This is a genomic window from Glycomyces albidus, from assembly GCF_009451885.1.
GTDB classification, from domain to species: domain Bacteria; phylum Actinomycetota; class Actinomycetes; order Mycobacteriales; family Micromonosporaceae; genus Glycomyces; species Glycomyces albidus.
This window is the reverse complement of record NZ_WIAO01000012.1, coordinates 24,581-40,806: the sequence shown is the minus strand read 5'-3', so window position 1 is coordinate 40,806 and position 16,226 is coordinate 24,581. Positions and strand designations below refer to the sequence as shown.

Here is a 16,226-nt window from a genome sequence, read left to right as displayed (position 1 = left end):
GCCGGCGTCAGGTCGCCTGCCTGGACACGGTATCCAGCCGGTCCGCGCCGGTGTCCCGGCACCTAGAGGTGATATCCAGCGGTCCACCTCGGAGTCTGTCGCTGGAGGCGGCATCCAACCGACTCGTCCACGCCGGAGTCCCACCGCCTGAGGACGACATCCGGCCCGTCCGGGCCGCGCGCGGTCAGGCGTGGTCGAGTTCTGCTGCGAGGACGTCGGCCTCAGGGACGCCGCACGTCGCGTAGCCGGAGGCGGCCAGGAGCAGGTGGTGCCGTGCCTCGGCCGCGTCGCCGCTCATGCGGTAGGCGTCGGCGAGGCCGTGGTGGGCGCGGGCCAGTTCGTAGGCGTCCTCATGGGACTGGGCGAGGACCGCCGCGCGCTCGTGCTCGGCGATCGCCTCGGGGAGTCGGCCCGAGCCGGCGAGGGCGCGGCCGAGGCCGTTTCGGGCGGCGCGTTCCAGGGAGGGGTCGACGAGTCGGACCGCGTAGACGGCGGCCCGGTCGAAGTGCTCCGCCGCGTCGGCGTCCTCCCCCAGGCGCAGCAGGTCCTCGCCGAGTTCGATCAGGGTCGCGGTCGCGTCGGCGGTGACGCCGCCGCCCTGGTACGCCTCCAGGCAGGCGGCGTGTACGGCGGCCGCGTCGGCCGGGCCGCCGCGTTCGCGGGTCAGCACGGCGCGGAACACCTCGATGCGGATGCGGTTGTGCTCGTCGCCGGGGTCGAGGCGCTCGTCCGCCGCGGCGAGGCAGGACTCGACCTCCGCGAAGCGTCCGAGCCGCAGGAGCGGGACGACCATGTTGGTCCTGATGAGCGCCGCCGCCGACGCGTCCGCGGCGGCCTCGGCCTGGGCGAGCGCGGCCTCGTGCACCGCCACCGATTCGGCGAAGCGGCCCGAGCGCCGCAGGAGGATGCCGACGTTGGCGAGCGTCAGTGCGGCGTCGCCGAACTCGCCGAGGCCGCGTTTGAGGACCACGGACCGGTTGAGGTAGTCGATCGCCTCCCGGTGGCGGCCGGCGGCGACGAGCTGCCGGCCCGCGTCGCCGAGGGTGAACGCCTCTTTGCGGCGGTCGCCGGTGCGGCGGGCGATGTCGAGCGCGATCCCGTTGACCGCGGCCTGGGGGCCGATGTCGGGGTCGTGCACGAAGAACGCGTTGAAGGCCGTGGCCAGGTGCCACGCCTCCTCGAGCCGCCCGTTCGCTTCGGCCGCGACCACGGCCGCCTCGAGGTTGCCGCGCTCGGTGTGGAACCACGCCAGGGCGTCGGTCTGGCCGGTGAAACCGGGCAGCCCGACCGCGTGCGCGGCCGCGCCTTCGATGAAGCGGCGCTTGTTGGGGTGCAGCCGCGCCGCCGCCTGGTACGCGAAGTGGAGGTAGACGCCCAGGAGCCGGCCGAAGGACGCGTCGCGCTCGTCCGCGGGCTCGTCGATGCCGGCGAGCCGCGACGCGAACAACCGCACCAGGTCGTGCATCCGGTAGCGGCCGGGGACGCGGGTCTCGACCAGGTGGACGTCGACGAGCGCTTCGAGCATCGTCGACGCCTGCTCGGCGCCGGCGTCGACGAGGGCCGCGGCGGCGTGGAGGTCGACGTCGGGCCCGGGGACGAGGGACAGGCGGCGCAGCAGCCGCTGGAGGGCGGGGTCGAGTTCGAGATAGGAGGCGCGCAGGGCGGCGGCGACGCCGCGGTGGCCGACGTCGAGCTCGTCGAGGAGCCGGTCCTCGTCGGCGAGGCGGTCGAGGAGGTCGTCGACCCGCCACAGTGGACGACTGCGGAGGCGGGCGGCGGCGAGGCCCATGGCCAGCGGCAGGCGGCCGCACCGCTCGGCGATCGCGACGGCTTCCGGGACGCCGATCGGGTCGGTCATGGCGGCGCTGATCATCGCCACGGCCTCGTGCATCGGGGGTGGTTCGAGCGCCAGCGCGAACGCGCCGGCGAGGGGCGAGAGGTCGCGGCGGCTGGTCGCGAGGATGAGGCTGCCGGGCGTCCCCGGGAGCAGGGCCTCGACCTGGTCGGCGCCGGCGGCGTTGTCGAGGATGAGGAGGACGCGGCGGTCGGCCAGGACGCTGCGGTAGCGGGCGAGGATCTCGTCGAGGTCGGCGGGCAGGGGGCGGCCGACCGGGTCGAGGACGCGCAGCACGCGGGCGAGCACCGATCTGAGGTCCGGCCGGGGGCCGGTGCCGGGGGCGAAGCCGTGGAGGTCGACGAAGAGCTGGCCGTCGGGGTACCGCGGGGCGAGGAGGTGCGCGATCCGCACGGTCAGCGAGGTCTTGCCGACGCCGGCCATGCCGTGGACGGCGACGACCGCGGCGCCTTCGTCGACGGCGGTGACGACCGCGTCGACCTGGTCTTCGCGGCCGGCGAAGGCCGCGAGCGACCGAGGCAGCTCGCGGGGCACCAGGAGCACCGGTTCGGGCACGCCGGTCAGCAGGTTGCGCCCGTCGGCCTCCAGGCCCAGCGCCTGGGCGAGCAGCCGCACGGTCTTCGGCTGGGGCCGCACACGTCCGGACTCGATGTCTCTGATCGTGCGCGTCCCGATCCCCGCCTTCAGGGCGAGCTCTTCCTGCGTCAACATCGCCTGTACGCGGAGCGAGCGGAGGGTGCTGCGGGCGTCGGGCGCTCGGTCAGGCATGGGCCCATGATAGGCCGGTAGGGCGCATCGGCCGCGCCTGCGCCCGCAGCGGTGCGTCCGCGGCGGCTCACGCCGGGTCGCCGAAGCGATTCGGATCGGGGCCCGGCTCTCGGAGGTACGGCGGCGACCACCCGACCATCTCGGCGGCGCGCGGTGGGGCGAGCGGATGCCCGCGCCGCGGCCGAGCTCGCCGGGGACCAACCGACAGGGCGAGCCGCGTTCACCATGCCGCCCATAGCGTGTGCTTCGCGGGGGCGCGGGCGTGTTGCGCTGCGGCGGTCCCGGTCGAACCGGGACCGCCGCACACGGCCGCTATTCTGCGGGCACGGTCGGGACCTCGCCGGTGTCGTAGACCGGTGCGGGCATGGCCCGCAGGAGGTCGGCGAGGGCGCCGGCGTCCAGTGCGATCTCGGACGCGGCCCGGAGTCCGACCGCCCAGCCGTCGGGGTCGAAGCGGACGACCTCCATTTCGCCGGGGTCTTCTTCGGATTCGGCGACGGCCCACGTGGTGCCGTCGTCGTCGGTGGTCTGCGTGCAGGTGAAGCCGTCCTGGCACGCGACCGGGTACGGGCCGCTCCCGGGCGGGTCGGCGATCCCGGGGAGCCACCCGCCGGGCAGGAGGTACCGGAGGTCGAAGCCGACGTCGCCGTGCTCGGCGGGGTATTCGCCCGAGGCGACATAGGTGCGGGTGACCGCCGCACCGTAAATGGAATCGCCGATCTGGACCGGGACGCCCTCGCCGAGGTAGGCGCCCGGCCGGGCCGCTTCGAGGGCGGCGCGCGCCGCGTCCGCGGTGGCGTCGACGCCGGCCTGCGCCCCGGCGTCCCAGTCAGGGTCGTAGGTCCAGCCGACGGGCACGTCGACCAGGTCGCCGACCGGGGCGAGGCCCGTCGTGTCGAAGTCGAACTCCGGCATGGCCTCCACCGCGGCGGTGAAGTCCTCCAAGGCGACGGGGTGCTCCGGAGCGGGTCGGCCGCAGCCCATGTCCCAGGAGGCGCGCAGGCCGGTCCCGTTCGGGTACGCGACCGCGGCTTCGAACGCGCACTCGTGGTCGACCACGTGCATGACGCGGCCGTCGTCGAGCTCGGTGGTCGTCAACTCGTCGGTCCAGTCGGCGTCCTCGTACCAGGGGGCGCCGGCGGCGCTGATGAGGTGCTGCGGGAAGACCTGGTCGGTTGCCGGGCCCGGCTCGGGGGTCCAGCCGCCGGGCAGCAGCGACTCGATGCGCAGGACGACCTCCTCGTCCCCGCCTTCGGACTGGAGCTGGACCGCGAAGGACCGCAGCCAAGTCTGCCCGTAGTTCCCGGGCGTCTGGACGGCGCCGAAGTCGAGCTCCGGCTCGCTGCCGCCGAGGAGGCCCGATTCGGCGATGAGGTCGCCGAACGCGGCGGCCGCCGCCTCGCCGATCCGCGACCGCTCCGCGGCGGTGCCGAACTCCTCGTCCGGCTCGAACGGGTAGCCGGACATCGCGGAATCGCCGGCGCCACCCGCAACGGCCCCGTCGCGCATCGGGTCGGCGTCGGCTGGCGGGGGCCCGGACACCGCCAGCGCCAGGACGGCGGCGACGGATGCGATGCCCGCACTGGTCGCCGCGCCGAGGACGGCGAGGCTGCGGCGGCGGGCGCGGTAGCCGTCGCGAACGATCCGGTCGAGGTCGAGGGCCGCCCGGTCCGGGGGCGTGTCGGGTCGGGCACGGCGGAGCAGGTCTGGGGCGTCGTGAGGGTGCATGCGGTTCGGCTTCCTTCGGCGGGATCGGGACGGGGGCACGGGTCGTCCGGCCCGCCGATGCGGCGGAACCCGACACCCTATGTACGGCCGCGACCGCCCCGCCGGGTTGCCCTGGTCCGCAGGGAGAACCGTGCCGCATGCCGGGCGAACCGGAGCGGGCCCGCGCGTGTACGTGCGAGGCGGTGCTGCGAACACGGCGTCGTTACGGTCATCTGCGCACGGAGCGAACGGGCGAACCGGCGCCGTGCGCGAGGCCGAGCGGCGAGCGCGGCGTCGCGAAGTGCGCCGCGCTCACTAGGCGGAACGGGCGACCGGCGATTGCGCAAAGCGGAGCGGCGTCGCGAAGTGCGCCGCGCTCGCTAGGCGGAACGGGCGACCGGCGCCGACCCGCCCGGGCCGGACCCGGTGCAGGGCGCGAGGTGCTGCGCCGGGCTTCGTGCGTTCACCGCGGTCGCTTGTCACAAGGCGCTGCGGGCTTCGTCCGTCCATTCTGAAGAGTCTCCGCTCGGTTCTACGGACTGAGGCGCGGTGCGAGGTAGGCGGAGAGGACTTCCTTGGTCTCGGCGACGAGGCCGGGGAGGGCCGCCTCGTCGGCGCTCATGATGAGCGGGAGCAGGCCCCGGAAGAGGTGCACGGCGACCTCCGCGGTGCGGGCCCGCGCCTCGGGCGGGAAGTCCGGGGCGCGCTTCGCCAGGATGCGGTCGAGCTGCTCGAACATGAGCGCCTGGGCGGGCCGCTTCGCGTTGGCCAGCCCCGACGACAGGTGCGGATCCGACAGCAGCGCATAGAATCCCGGGTTCGCGCGGTCGAAGGCCACGATCGGGTCGATGACGCGGTCGAGCATGTCCGCGAGCGGCAGGTCGGCCACCGACAGGTCGAACGCCTCGCCGTGGGCGGCCCGGAGGCGCTGGACGTACCGCGCCATGAGCGCCTCGGCGATGGCCTCCTTGTTCCTGAAGAACTGGTAGAGGGTGCCGGGAGACGCCCCTGCCGCGGCGGCGACGGCGTTGGTGCTCGCCTTCGCGTATCCCTGCGCGGCGAAGACCTCGGCCGCGGCGTCCAGCAGTTCCTCCATGCGCTTCTCGCCGCGGGCCTGGCGCTTGCGCTTGGTCGTGTCGTCGGTCACGGAAGCCCCCCGGTCTTGTAAATGCGAGTAGTTGCTCGTATTTTTATTGCGAGCGCTCACTCGTATTTCACTCTACGCCGGTCGGGAGACCCCATGACCTCCACCGCACCTCCAATCGCGCCACCCGGCCCGCTCCTGCACCGGATCGGCCGCTTCACCTACCGCCGCAGGCGATTCGTGCTCGTCGCCTCGCTGCTCGTCCTCATCGCCGCCGCGTTCGCCGCCTCCGGGACGATGAACGCGCTCGTCCTCTCCCGCTACCAGGTCCCCGGCTCCGAATCGATCACCACCGGGCAGGAGCTCCACCGGGACTTCGGCACCGGCTCCGCGAACGTCCTGCTCGTCGTCACCGCCGCGGACGGGAACGTCGACTCCCCCGCCAGCGCCGCCGCCGGCGCCGCGCTGACCGAGGAGTTCGCCCGGTTCGACGAGGTCCTGCGGGTCCACTCGTACTGGGACGGCGGATCGCCGACCCTCCGCAGCGAAGACGGCTCGCAGGCGCTCGTCACCGCGTACGTCCCGGGCGACGTCACGCACATCCGGGAAGCAGTCCTGCCGCGGCTCAAGGACGCGTTCGAGCGCACCGGCGGTCCGCTCACGGTCGCGATCGGCGGCTCCGACGAGCTGTTCCGCGAGGCCGCGCAGATCGCCCGCGAGGACTTCCTGCTCGCCGAGGCGATCGTCATCCCCGGGCTCCTGGTGCTGCTCATCGCGATCTACCGCCGCCCGGTCGCCGCGCTCCTCACCGTCGGGACGGGGCTGTTCGCGCTGGCGGTGTCGCTGGCGGCCGTCCGGTTCATCGCAGCCCAGGTCGAGATGTCCACATTCGCGGCCAACCTCATTCTGGTGATGGCCATGGGCCTGGCGGTGGACTACTGCCTGTTCATCGTCAGCCGGTTCCGGGAGGAGTCGGCGCTGCACGACCGCGCCGAAGCGGTCGCGCGCACCGTCGCCAGCGCGGGGCGGACGGTGGTGTTCTCCGCGGTGACGGTGGCCGCCAGCCTCTCGGTGCTGCTGTTCATGCCGTTCCCGTTCCTGCGTTCCTTCGCGTACGCGGGGATCGTGGTGCCGCTCGCGTCGGTGCTCGGCGCGGTCGTGGTCCTGCCTGCAGCCCTTGCGGTCTGGGGCCACCGGGTGCAGCGGCGCGCCGCGCCGCGCCCGGTGGCGGAGGGCCGGTGGTACCGGCTCGCGTCGGCGGTCATGCGCCGGCCGGTCCTGTGGGGCGCGGCGGCGCTGGTCCTGGTGCTGGTGCTCGCGTCGCCGCTGCTGGGGGTCCGCTTCGGCGTCCCCGACGAGCGGGCGCTGCCGGAGGACGCGCCGAGCCGGGTCGCGACCGACCAGGTCACGGCGAACTTCGCGGCGGAGGAGACGGACGCGCTGCTGGTCCGGGCCGGCGGCGCCGATGAGGCGTCGCTCGCGGCCTACGCCGCCGAGCTCTCCGAAGTGGACGGCATCGCGCAGGTGGATTCGGCCGCGGGCCGGTTCGTCGACGGCCGCTTGACGGCGGACGCCGACGCGGGGCGGTTCACGTGGCAGGGGGCGGACACGTGGCTCTCGGCGGTGCCGACAGTGGAGGCCATGCGGGCGGACCCGTACGGGATCGTCGGGGACGTGCGGGCGGTCGAGGCCCCGTTCGCGACCTCGGTGGCCGGCTACCCGGCCGACCTCGCGGACTTCCGGGACGCGCTGCTCGAACGGCTGCCGCTGCTGCTCGGCCTGATCGTGCTCGTCACGTTCGCGGTGCTGTTCCTGATGACCGGGAGCGTGGTCGCGCCGCTCAAGGCGACCGTGCTCAACGGACTGTCCATGGCGGCCATGTTCGGGGCCGTGGTGTGGGTGTTCCAGGACGGGCACCTGTCCGGGCTCATCGGGTTCACCCCGCAGGGCTCCTTCGAGCCGAGCATCCCGATCCTCATGTTCTGCATCGCGTACGGGCTCTCCATGGACTACGAGGTGTTCATGCTGGCGCGGATCAAGGAGGAGTACGACCGCACCGGCGACCGGACCGGTTCGATCGCGGTCGGCCTCCAGCGCTCGGCGCCGCTGGTCACCGCCGCGGCGCTGGTGCTGGCGTTCACGTTCGCGGTATACGCGACCGGGGACGTGGTGTTCCTGCAGATGCTGGGCGTGGGCATGGCGCTGGCGGTGGTCGTGGACGCCACGGTGATCCGCGGGATCCTGCTGCCGGCCGCGATGCGGCTGACGGGCCGGGCGAACTGGTGGGCGCCGGCGCCGCTGCGGCGCCTGCACGGGCGGATCGGGCTGCGCGAGGGGTGAGTGCGGCGGCCGCGGCGTCAGGCGCTCTTGCGTTTGCGCGCGGTCGCCTTCTTGGCGGTCGACTTGCGTCCCGCGGCCTTCTTGGCCGCCTTCTTCGCGGTCTTCTTGGCGGGGCGCCCGCCCCCTTGGTGCTCGACGCTCTTCTTGAGGGCGTCCATCAGGTTGATGACCTTGGCCTCGGGTTCGGCCTCGACGCGCTTGCGGACCTTGCGGCCGGACTGCTTGGCCTCGATGAGCTCGGCGAGGGCCTCCTGGTAGTCGTCGCTGTACTCGTCGGGGCGGAAGTCGTCGGCCAGGGACTCGATGAGCGCGTCGGCCATCTCGAGCTCCTGGGCGCGGGCCTGGGCGTCGAGGCCGGTGAAGGCGGGCTCGCGGATCTCGTCGGGCCACATCATCGTGTGGACGAGCAGCAGGTCGTCGCGGGGCCGGAGCACGGCGAGGCTCTCCCTGCGCCGCAGGGTGATCTTGACGACGGCGATCTTCCCGGACTCGCTCAGCGCCTCGCGCAGCAGGACGTACGGCCGGGCGGCGGCCTTGCCCGGTTCGGCGTAGTAGGAGCGCTCGTAATGGATCGGGTCGATCTGCTCGCCGGGCACGAACTCGAGGACCTCGATGGTCTTGGAGGTGCTCACCGGAAGGGCGTCGAAGTCCTCGTCGTCGAGGAGGACCACCTCGCCGTCAGCCTCGACGCCTTTGACGATCTCCTCCTCCGGGACGACTTCGGCGTCGAGCTCGCAGACCTTCTGGTAGCGGATCCGGCCCTCGTCGGAGGCGTGGTACTGGTGCAGGCCGCGGTCGTGGCTGCGCGTGGCCGAGTGGAGCTTGACCGGGATGCTCACCAGCCCGAACGCGATCACTCCGTCCCAGATGCCCGCCATCACCACAGCATGACACCCGCGGTGATCGAATGTGCGCGATACGTGACCATTGCACGCTTGCGGACCGTAGGCTCTGGCGGTGGACCTACCTGCACCGATGCTGGCGTCGGCCGGGCCGCTGCCGGCCCGCGCCGGGTGGGCATACGAGTTCAAATGGGACGGGATCCGCGTCCTCTGCGACGTCCGAGACGGGCGCTGGCGCCTGGTGACGCGCCGCGGCACCGACGCGACCGACAAGTTCCCCGAGCTCGCCGCGATCGGCGGCCTCGGGGACGTGCTCCTCGACGGCGAGCTCACCGTGTTCGACGGCCGCCGCCCCGACTTCGCCGCCGCCGTCAGCCGGCTGCGCACCCCGCAGCGGAGGGTCGACGAGCTCGCGGCGACCCGGCCGGCGACCGTGCTCGTCTTCGACGTCCTGCGATACAACGGCACCGACCTGCGCAAGCAGCCGTACGTGCAGCGCCGGGTGACCCTCGACGGGCTCGGTCTGAGCGGCGAGCGGTGGACGGTGCCGCCGTGGTCCGACGACCGGCTCGCGATCATCGCGACGAGCCTCGCGCACGGCCTCGAAGGCGTGGTCGCCAAACGGCTGAACAGCCCGTACGTCAGCGGGCGCTCGCGGCACTGGATCAAGTACCGGCACAAGTCGGTCGTCGACGCCGCCGCGATCGGATGGGTGCGCACGGCCGGCGGCGGCGCTTCGCTGCTGCTGGCCGAGGCCACCGAGGACGGGCTCGCCTACCTCGGGCGCTGCACCGTACCGGAGGACGTCCTGCCGGCACTCGAACCGCTCGAGACCGGGGCGCCGGCGGTCGCCGTCCCCGACCCGCCGAAGGACGTCCACTGGGTGCGGCCCGAGATGCAGGTCGAGGTGACCGCCGCATCGCGCACCCCGGACGGGCGGCTGCGGCACGCGAAGTTCGTGCGGGCCAGGACCGACCAGCTCGGATAACCGCGCGAACACGCCGGCGCGCGCGGCCGCCGCGGCCGCGGCGGCGGCCCGCCGCGCGGCCCGCTCGTCGAGCGGGTCGCCGCTCACGAGGAACCGGTAGTAGAGCGGGGCCGAGAGTGCGCGGATCACCTCGTCGGCGTCGGTCCCTTCGGGCACGTCGCCGCGCTCGGCGGCCTCGGCCACGCACGGGGACCACTCGTCGATGCGGACGCGGTAGAACCGGTGCAGTGCCGCGGCGGTGTGCGCGTCGGCGGCGGCGGCCGCGATCAGGGCCTTGAACAGGGGTCCTTGCCGCGCGTCGGTGAGAGTTCTGCAGATGAGCGCCGCCTGCGCGGCCAGGTCGCCCTCGAGGGTTCCGGTGCGGGCGCGCGGCAGCGAGGACTCGGCCATCTCGGCGAGCATGTCGGCGACCAGACCGGGGACGGTGCCCCAGCGGCGGTAGACGGTGGTCTTGCCGACGCCGGCGCGGCGGGCGACCTCGGCGAGGTCGAGGTCGGTCCCCTTCTCCACCAAGGCGTCTCCAGCGGCGCGCAGCACCGCCTCGCGGACCCGGGCGGTGCGCCCGCCGGGGCGGGAGGTGCCGGGAGCGCCTGCGACCTGATTCATAACGGGACTCCAGTTGCGTTAAGCGTCGGTTCTGAGATAGCTTAGACCTCACGTTAACGGAACCGTAGTTCCTTTAGAAGGGATCCTCCAATGGAACACCGCCGCCTCGGCCGCTCCGGCCTCCACGTCCCCGCCCTGTCCTTCGGCGCCGGCACCTTCGGCGGCTCCGGGCCGCTCTTCGGCGCCTGGGGCGACACCGGGGTCGCACAGGCCCGCCGCATGGTCGACCTCGCCCTCGACGCCGGCATGTCCATGTTCGACACCGCCGACGTCTACTCCGACGGCGCCTCCGAGGAAGTGCTCGGCGCGGCCCTCAAAGGGCGCCGGGACCGGGCGCTGATCTCGACCAAGGCCGGACTCCCGATCGGCGAGGGCGCCAACGACGCGGGCGCGTCGCGGATCCACCTCGTGCGCGCCGTCGAGACCGCGCTGCGCCGCCTGGGCACCGACTACATCGACCTGTTCCAGCTCCACGCCTTCGACGCCGGCACCCCGGTCGAGGAGACCCTGGCCGTCCTCGACGACCTGGTGCGGGCCGGGAAGATCCGGTACGTCGGCGCCTCGAACTACGCCGGCTGGCAGCTCCAGAAGAGCCTCGACGCCGCCGACCGCCTCGGCCTGCCGCGCTTCGCCGCGCACCAGGTGTACTACTCGCTCGTCGGACGCGACTACGAATGGGAGCTCATGCCCCTCGGGATCGACCAGGGGGTCGGGGCCCTGACGTGGAGCCCGCTCGGCTGGGGCCGGCTCACCGGGAGGATCCGGCGCGGGCAGCCCGTCCCCGAAGGAAGCCGGCTCCACGAGACCGCGCAGTACGGCCCGCCGGTCGAGGACGAGGCGCTCTACCGCGTCGTCGACGCGCTCGACGAGATCAGCGCCGAGACCGGGAAGTCGGTGCCGCAGATCGCGATCAACTGGCTGCTGCGCCGCCCCACCGTCGCCTCGGTCATCGTCGGCGCCCGCGACGAGGACCAGCTCAGGCAGAACCTCGGGGCCGTCGGCTGGGAGCTCGACGCCGACCAGATCGCCCGGCTCGACAAGGCCAGCGCGAAGACCGCGCCGTACCCGTACTACCCGTACGAGCGCCAGCCGGGGTTCGCACGGCTCAACCCGCCCGCGGTCGCGCCGGCGTAGCCGGCGGGCGGCGTGTGGCGGCCCGGCCGGGCGGCTACGAGCCGCCCGACTCCTCGGGCACCGGCGATTTCTCGGCGAAGCCGTTGGGCGGCAGCAGCGCCGTCTGCACCACCTGTTCGCCCTCGATGCGCCGCAGCAGGATCCCCCGCCCGGGTGGTTGCGGGCTGGGGCGCACCTTGTTGAACAGGGCCCCTTGCCCCCGGCTGCCGGACATGACCAGAAGGGGAGATTCGAGTTCGCTCACCCGGCTCACGACCGGATCGAACGTCGATCGGGCGGCACCTGAGGCGCGTCGGGCGACGACGATGTGAAAGCCGATGTCGCGGCCGTGCGCGATGAGATCGGACAGGTCCGCGAGCGGGTTGAGCCTGGTCGCCACGATGTCGTAGTCGTCGACGAGCAGGTACAGGTCGGGACCGGTCCACCAGGACCTGTCGCGCAGTTGCACGGCGGTGACACCGTGGCTCGGCAGGCGCTTCTCCATCGGGCCTTTCAAGTTCTTGACGGTCCCCAACAGCTGGCTCGAGGACATGGCGTAGTCGAGCAGGGTCGGCTCGCCGATCTCCTCGAGCATGCCCCGCCGGTAGTCGACCATGATGATCTTGGCGTCCCGCTCGCCGCGGGCGTCGCGGATCTCGCGGGCGAGATGCCGCAGCAGGTTGGTCTTGCCGCTTCCGGAGTCGCCGAAGACGAGCAGGTGCGGGTCCTTGTCGAAGTCCAAGTGCACCGGCTTGAGCCCGGCCTCGTCGAGACCGATCGGTATGCCCGGCCGGGTCCGGTCGACCGCCTTGAGGAAATCGGCGACCGGCAGCCGCTTGGGGAGGAGCCGCACCGGCGGGCATGGCCTCCCGGGCCACGCTTCGCGGACCCGCGACACGAGGTCCTCGACGCCGGCTTGGAGGTCATCGCCGTCGCGGATCGAGTCGATGCGCGGCACCGCAGCCAGGAAGTGCAGCTTGTTCGGCGACAGTCCGCGCCCCGGCCGATTCGGAGGCACGTTCGCCGCCGCCTTGCGGTCGATCTCGGACTCCATGCTGTCCGAGAGCTTCAGCTCGATCTTGAGGCCGAACATGTCGCGCATGTTCATGCGGATGTCACCCCAGCGGGTGCAGGTGACGACGACATGCACGCCGAAGGCCAAGCCGCGGTTGCCGATGGCGCGAACCTGGTCCACGAACGGCTCGAAGTCCTCGCGCAGCGTCATCCAGTTGTCGACGACCAGGAACAGGTCGCCGAAGGGGTCGTCAGCGAACCGGCCCTGGGCTTTCAAGCGCCGGTACGACGCCATCGAGTCGATGCCGTTGGCGGTGAAGTGCGTCTCGCGGTCGTCAAGGATGGCGGTGAGCTCCTGGAGGGTCCGCCGGACGCCCTCATCGTCCTGACGGCCGAAGACCCCTGCCACATGGGGCAGGCCCGCGAGCGCGCGGAGGGTGCCCCCACCGAAGTCGAGGCAGTAGAACTGCACTTCGCGTGGGGTGTGGGTGAGGGCGAGCGAGCCGATCATCGACCGCAGCAGCGTCGACTTGCCCGTCTGGGCGGCGCCGGCGACCGCCACGTTCCCCTGGGCCCCGCCGAGGTCCGCGACGAGCGGAGCGCGGCGCTGCTCGAAGGGCCGGTCCTCTTCGCCGAGTACGGCTCGCAGCCGCCACTTCCAGCTCTCCCCGCCGCCGGGGGAAAGCCCCCGTGCCGGGTCGGCCGTCAGCCGCGGGAGCAGGAGGTCGAGGCTCGGGGGCTCCGCGAGCGGTGGCAGCCAGACCTGCCGAGCCGGGCGCCCTCTGCCTTTCGACAGCTCGACCAGGGTTTCGATCTCGCTGCGCACCGGCTCGCCCGAGCCCGGTTCGGTCGCGGGCACCGCCGTGCCGCTGTAGGCGGCCCGGAATCGCACCAGCTCTTGCGTCCCGACCTGGAGGTAGCCGTGGCCGGGGGCCGGCGGCAGCTCGGAGGCGGCGTTCGAGCCGATGGCGGCGCGCGATTCCTGCTGGGTGAAGGTCCGCAGCGCCAACCGGTACGACAGGAACCCCTCCAGGCCCCGCAGCTTGCCGTCGCCGAGCCGCTGGGTGGCGAGCAGCATGTGGACGCCCAGCGAGCGGCCGATGCGCCCGATGTAAAGGAACTGGTTGATGAACTCCGGTTTGGCCACGAGCATCTCGGAGAACTCGTCGACGACGACCAGGAGCGACGGCATCGGCTCGAGACGCTGCCCGGTCAGGCGCGCCTGCTCGTACACCCAGCGGTTGGCGAAGTTCCCGGCGGCCCGGAGGGCCTCCTGGCGGCGCACCAGTTCGCCTTCGAGCGCGTCGGCCATGCGGTCGACCAGTTCCATCTCGTCGGCGAGGTTGGTGATGACCGCGGACACGTGCGGCAGCTCGTCGAGGGCCGCGAAGGTCGCGCCGCCCTTGAAGTCGACGAGGACGAGGTTCAGCTCGTCGGGCGAGTGGGTGGCGATCAGCGAGCCGACGATGGTGCGGAGCACCTCCGACTTCCCCGAACCGGTGGCGCCGACCAGCAGTCCGTGCGGGCCCATGCCGCCTTGCGACGCCTCTTTCAGGTCCAGCGCGAGCGGTTCGCGGCCGAAGGCGCCGATGCCGATCGGCACCCGCAGGTAGTCGTCGGCGGGCTTGGCCTTCCAGTGGGTCCCAGGCCGGAACTCGGTCGCTTCGAACCCGAGGACCTCGGCGAGGCGGATGCCCTTGGTGTCGGGCGAGGTCTCCTCCGGGCCGGCCGGCTCGGCGAACGTGGCCGTCGGCCATCGGCCGGCCGGCGCGGCCGGTCCCGCCGGCGTCCACGCCCGGTCGATCCTGTCGATGATCTCGGCGGCGCCGTCGATGTAAGGCTCTTCGAGCGGCGAGTCGTCGCTGAGGAACGGCTGTGCGACGCGGAACCGGAGGCCCTTCATCAGCGCCCAGCCGGGCTCGGATTCGGGGAGGCGCCGGGACAGCGCCGGGTCGATCAGCGAGTCGTCGGGGTCGGGGAGCCGGAGTTCGATGTAGGAGCCGAAGAGTTCGAAGAGGGGCCGGGGCAGGTCGAGGGGCCGCCGGGTCGCGACCGCGAGGTGGACGCCGAACTCCCTGCCGACGTTGATGAGGCGCTCGATACGAGCCGCGAACTTCGGGATCGCGCCGGCGAAGTCCGACCACTGGTCGATGAAGATCACCAGGTCCGGGTGCGGCCCTTCGGGAAGGGTGCCGCGGCTGTTGCGGAAGTGCTCGGTCGAGACCAGGCCGTGCTTGCGGAACAGCGCCTTGCGCTGCTTGATGAGTTCTTCGGTCCGGTCGAGGAGTGCCGTGACGGCGTCGGACTCGTCGTCGCCGACGACGCTGCGGACGTGCGGGAGGGCTTGCAGGGAGCCGAGCTTGTTCGCGCCGGATTCGAGGAATTCGAGCGCGATCTCGCTGGGGCTGTGGGTCATCGCGAGTGAGCAGGCGAGGGTCCGCAGCAGGGAGCTCTTGCCGGCGCCCATCTTGCCGACGGTCAGGATGTGCCCGCCGCGCTGTCCGAAGCTCACCGACATGGTCTCGCTGCGCTCGCCGTGGGCCACGACCTGTCCGATGGGGACGATGAGGCGTCCGCTGCCCTCCCAGGCGGTGGCGCGGAAGCCGTGCAGCGGCGTCGCGGTCAACTCCCCGGTGAGCCGTCCGAGGCTCAGCCGCGATCCGGTCTCCAGGAACAGCTTCGGCCCGCCCGATCCGACGCGCGCGAGTTCGATGGGCGATTCGAGGCGGCCGAACTGGGTGGGGGTCTGGCGGCCGTCGGTGCGACTGGGGACCTCGGTGCTCACGTACTGCCAGAGGTCGTCGGGGGTCACCGAGCCCACGCCGCGGACGTCGGCGTCGCCGCTGCGCAGCCCGTGCACGACCGCCGCGGTGAAGGCCGACTGGCCCGGGGCGCCCTCGGCGTCGAGCACGCCGTCCGCCGCCTCCTGGACCGCGTCGGTCGCGGTGAGGACGAAGACGCCGCGGCCGGAGGCGAAGTCCTGCAGCTCCTGCTCCATGTCCGGTTGCGGGCCCGACTTGAGCCCGTCCTCGGTGAACAGTCCCGAGTAGCAGCAGTCGAGGAGGACCACGACGGCCTCGGCGTCGCTGTCGGCCATGCGCTCCTTGACGAAGGACGCCGACACCGAAGTCGAGGCCAAGCCCGAGAGGACGTCGGTCCTCGGCACCGCGAAGTGGAGGCGGCGGCGCCGGTCGCGCACGCCGTGGCCGGAGAAGTAGAGGAGCACCACGTCGTCGGGCCGGGCCTCGGCGAAGAGCCGCTCGATGGCCTGCTCGACGGTCAGTTTCGACTCGTTGACGAGGATCTCGACCTCGAACCCGCCGACGCGCCGGTCCTTGAGGAGCTCGCCGAGTTCCACGGCGTCGGTCTCCGGGGAGATGAGTCCGTTGAGGGAGGAGTCGTGGTAGCTGTCGTTGGCGACCAGCAGGGCTCTCCTGGTCATTGCGCCTCTTCGAGCGCCTTGACCAGTTTCGCCGTCTCGCCCGGGACGTCCTTGGGGTGGAGCCCGGTCATGGTCACCTCGGTCTCGCCGCGCCGCACGGTCACCGACCCGATCGTGGTGCGCTGCACGCAGGCGATGACGACGTCCGCGATGGCCTTGAGTCCCGCGGCGGACACCAGGCCCGAGACGATGAGGACGCCGATCTCCTGCCCGAGGCCGGCCTTCGAACCGGGTGCGGGCTCCACTTGCGGCGACGCCACTGCCAGGCCGCGCACGCTCCGCACCTCGTCCGCCACCTCACTGCAGAGCCGGTCGAACCGCGCCGCTGAGACGCCTTCGCCGGGGGAGAGTTCGATGACCAGTTCGTCGGGCATTGACACCTGCCTTCGCCAGTGGAAGCTGCGCTCATTATCCCGCACGGCGTCTACGGGTGCGTGACCGCCGCTCCCGCAAGGCGTCGCGGACGA

Annotated in this window: 9 protein-coding genes and 1 pseudogene; 3 read left to right on the top strand and 7 right to left on the bottom strand. The window is 72.6% G+C overall.

Translation table 11 applies throughout. The features are described from left to right. Positions 1-184 precede the first annotated feature (184 nt). The 3 genes from GFD30_RS11715 to GFD30_RS11705 all read right to left on the bottom strand — a co-directional run bounded on the left by GFD30_RS11715 (position 185) and on the right by GFD30_RS11705 (position 5,477). Entirely contained in the window at positions 185-2,623 is a 2,439-nt protein-coding gene (locus GFD30_RS11715; RefSeq protein WP_153025396.1) for an ATP-binding protein, read from the bottom strand. A gap of 312 nt (positions 2,624-2,935) precedes the next feature. After that, positions 2,936-4,351, bottom strand: a complete 1,416-nt coding sequence (locus GFD30_RS11710; RefSeq protein WP_153025395.1) for a hypothetical protein — start codon at positions 4,349-4,351, stop codon at positions 2,936-2,938. Between the two features lie 511 nt (positions 4,352-4,862). Continuing rightward, positions 4,863-5,477, bottom strand: a complete 615-nt coding sequence (locus GFD30_RS11705; RefSeq protein WP_322633167.1) for a TetR/AcrR family transcriptional regulator — start codon at positions 5,475-5,477, stop codon at positions 4,863-4,865. Between the two features lie 93 nt (positions 5,478-5,570). On the opposite strand from GFD30_RS11705, the gene GFD30_RS11700 reads away from it, so the two are divergent. Then, positions 5,571-7,754, top strand: coding sequence for an MMPL family transporter (locus GFD30_RS11700; RefSeq protein WP_153025394.1), 2,184 nt, complete (start codon positions 5,571-5,573; stop codon positions 7,752-7,754). Between the two features lie 17 nt (positions 7,755-7,771). Here the strand turns inward: GFD30_RS11700 and ku are convergent, their stop codons facing one another. Further along, complete coding sequence (ku, locus tag GFD30_RS11695; RefSeq protein WP_153025393.1) at positions 7,772-8,632, bottom strand: non-homologous end joining protein Ku; 861 nt, start codon at positions 8,630-8,632, stop codon at positions 7,772-7,774. 79 nt (positions 8,633-8,711) lie between these two features. Here ku and GFD30_RS11690 point away from each other — a divergent pair, with 79 nt between their 5' ends. Further along, positions 8,712-9,584, top strand: coding sequence for an ATP-dependent DNA ligase (locus GFD30_RS11690; protein ID WP_153025392.1), 873 nt, complete (start codon positions 8,712-8,714; stop codon positions 9,582-9,584). 6 nt (positions 9,585-9,590) lie between these two features. On the opposite strand, the pseudogene GFD30_RS28245 reads toward GFD30_RS11690, so the two are convergent. Beyond that, a pseudogene (locus tag GFD30_RS28245) lies at positions 9,591-10,190 on the bottom strand (TetR-like C-terminal domain-containing protein); the annotation flags it as partial. A gap of 90 nt (positions 10,191-10,280) precedes the next feature. On the opposite strand from GFD30_RS28245, the gene GFD30_RS11680 reads away from it, so the two are divergent. Beyond that, complete coding sequence (locus GFD30_RS11680; RefSeq protein WP_153025391.1) at positions 10,281-11,324, top strand: aldo/keto reductase; 1,044 nt, start codon at positions 10,281-10,283, stop codon at positions 11,322-11,324. Positions 11,325-11,358: 34 nt separating this feature from the next. On the opposite strand, the gene eccCb is transcribed toward GFD30_RS11680, so the two are convergent. Both eccCb and GFD30_RS11670 read right to left on the bottom strand, forming a co-directional pair. Next, complete coding sequence (gene eccCb, locus GFD30_RS11675) at positions 11,359-15,759, bottom strand: type VII secretion protein EccCb (protein ID WP_153025390.1); 4,401 nt, start codon at positions 15,757-15,759, stop codon at positions 11,359-11,361. Beyond that, a complete protein-coding gene (locus GFD30_RS11670; protein ID WP_153025389.1) occupies positions 15,756-16,133 on the bottom strand; it encodes a hypothetical protein in 378 nt (125 codons plus the stop codon). Before GFD30_RS11670 ends, eccCb begins: the two co-directional genes overlap by 4 nt. Positions 16,134-16,226: the final 93 nt, after the last annotated feature.

What these genes read in the sequence shown, in the direction of transcription:
- GFD30_RS11670 (WP_153025389.1), bottom strand. Translation starts at nt 16,133, where the DNA reads ATGCCCGACGAACTGGTCATCGAACTCTCCCCCGGCGAAGGCGTCTCA.
- GFD30_RS11680 (WP_153025391.1), top strand. Translation starts at nt 10,281, where the DNA reads ATGGAACACCGCCGCCTCGGCCGCTCCGGCCTCCACGTCCCCGCCCTG.
- GFD30_RS11715 (WP_153025396.1), bottom strand. Translation starts at nt 2,623, where the DNA reads ATGCCTGACCGAGCGCCCGACGCCCGCAGCACCCTCCGCTCGCTCCGC.
- eccCb (WP_153025390.1), bottom strand. Translation starts at nt 15,759, where the DNA reads ATGACCAGGAGAGCCCTGCTGGTCGCCAACGACAGCTACCACGACTCC.
- GFD30_RS11710 (WP_153025395.1), bottom strand. Translation starts at nt 4,351, where the DNA reads ATGCACCCTCACGACGCCCCAGACCTGCTCCGCCGTGCCCGACCCGAC.
- ku (WP_153025393.1), bottom strand. Translation starts at nt 8,632, where the DNA reads ATGGCGGGCATCTGGGACGGAGTGATCGCGTTCGGGCTGGTGAGCATC.
- GFD30_RS11700 (WP_153025394.1), top strand. Translation starts at nt 5,571, where the DNA reads ATGACCTCCACCGCACCTCCAATCGCGCCACCCGGCCCGCTCCTGCAC.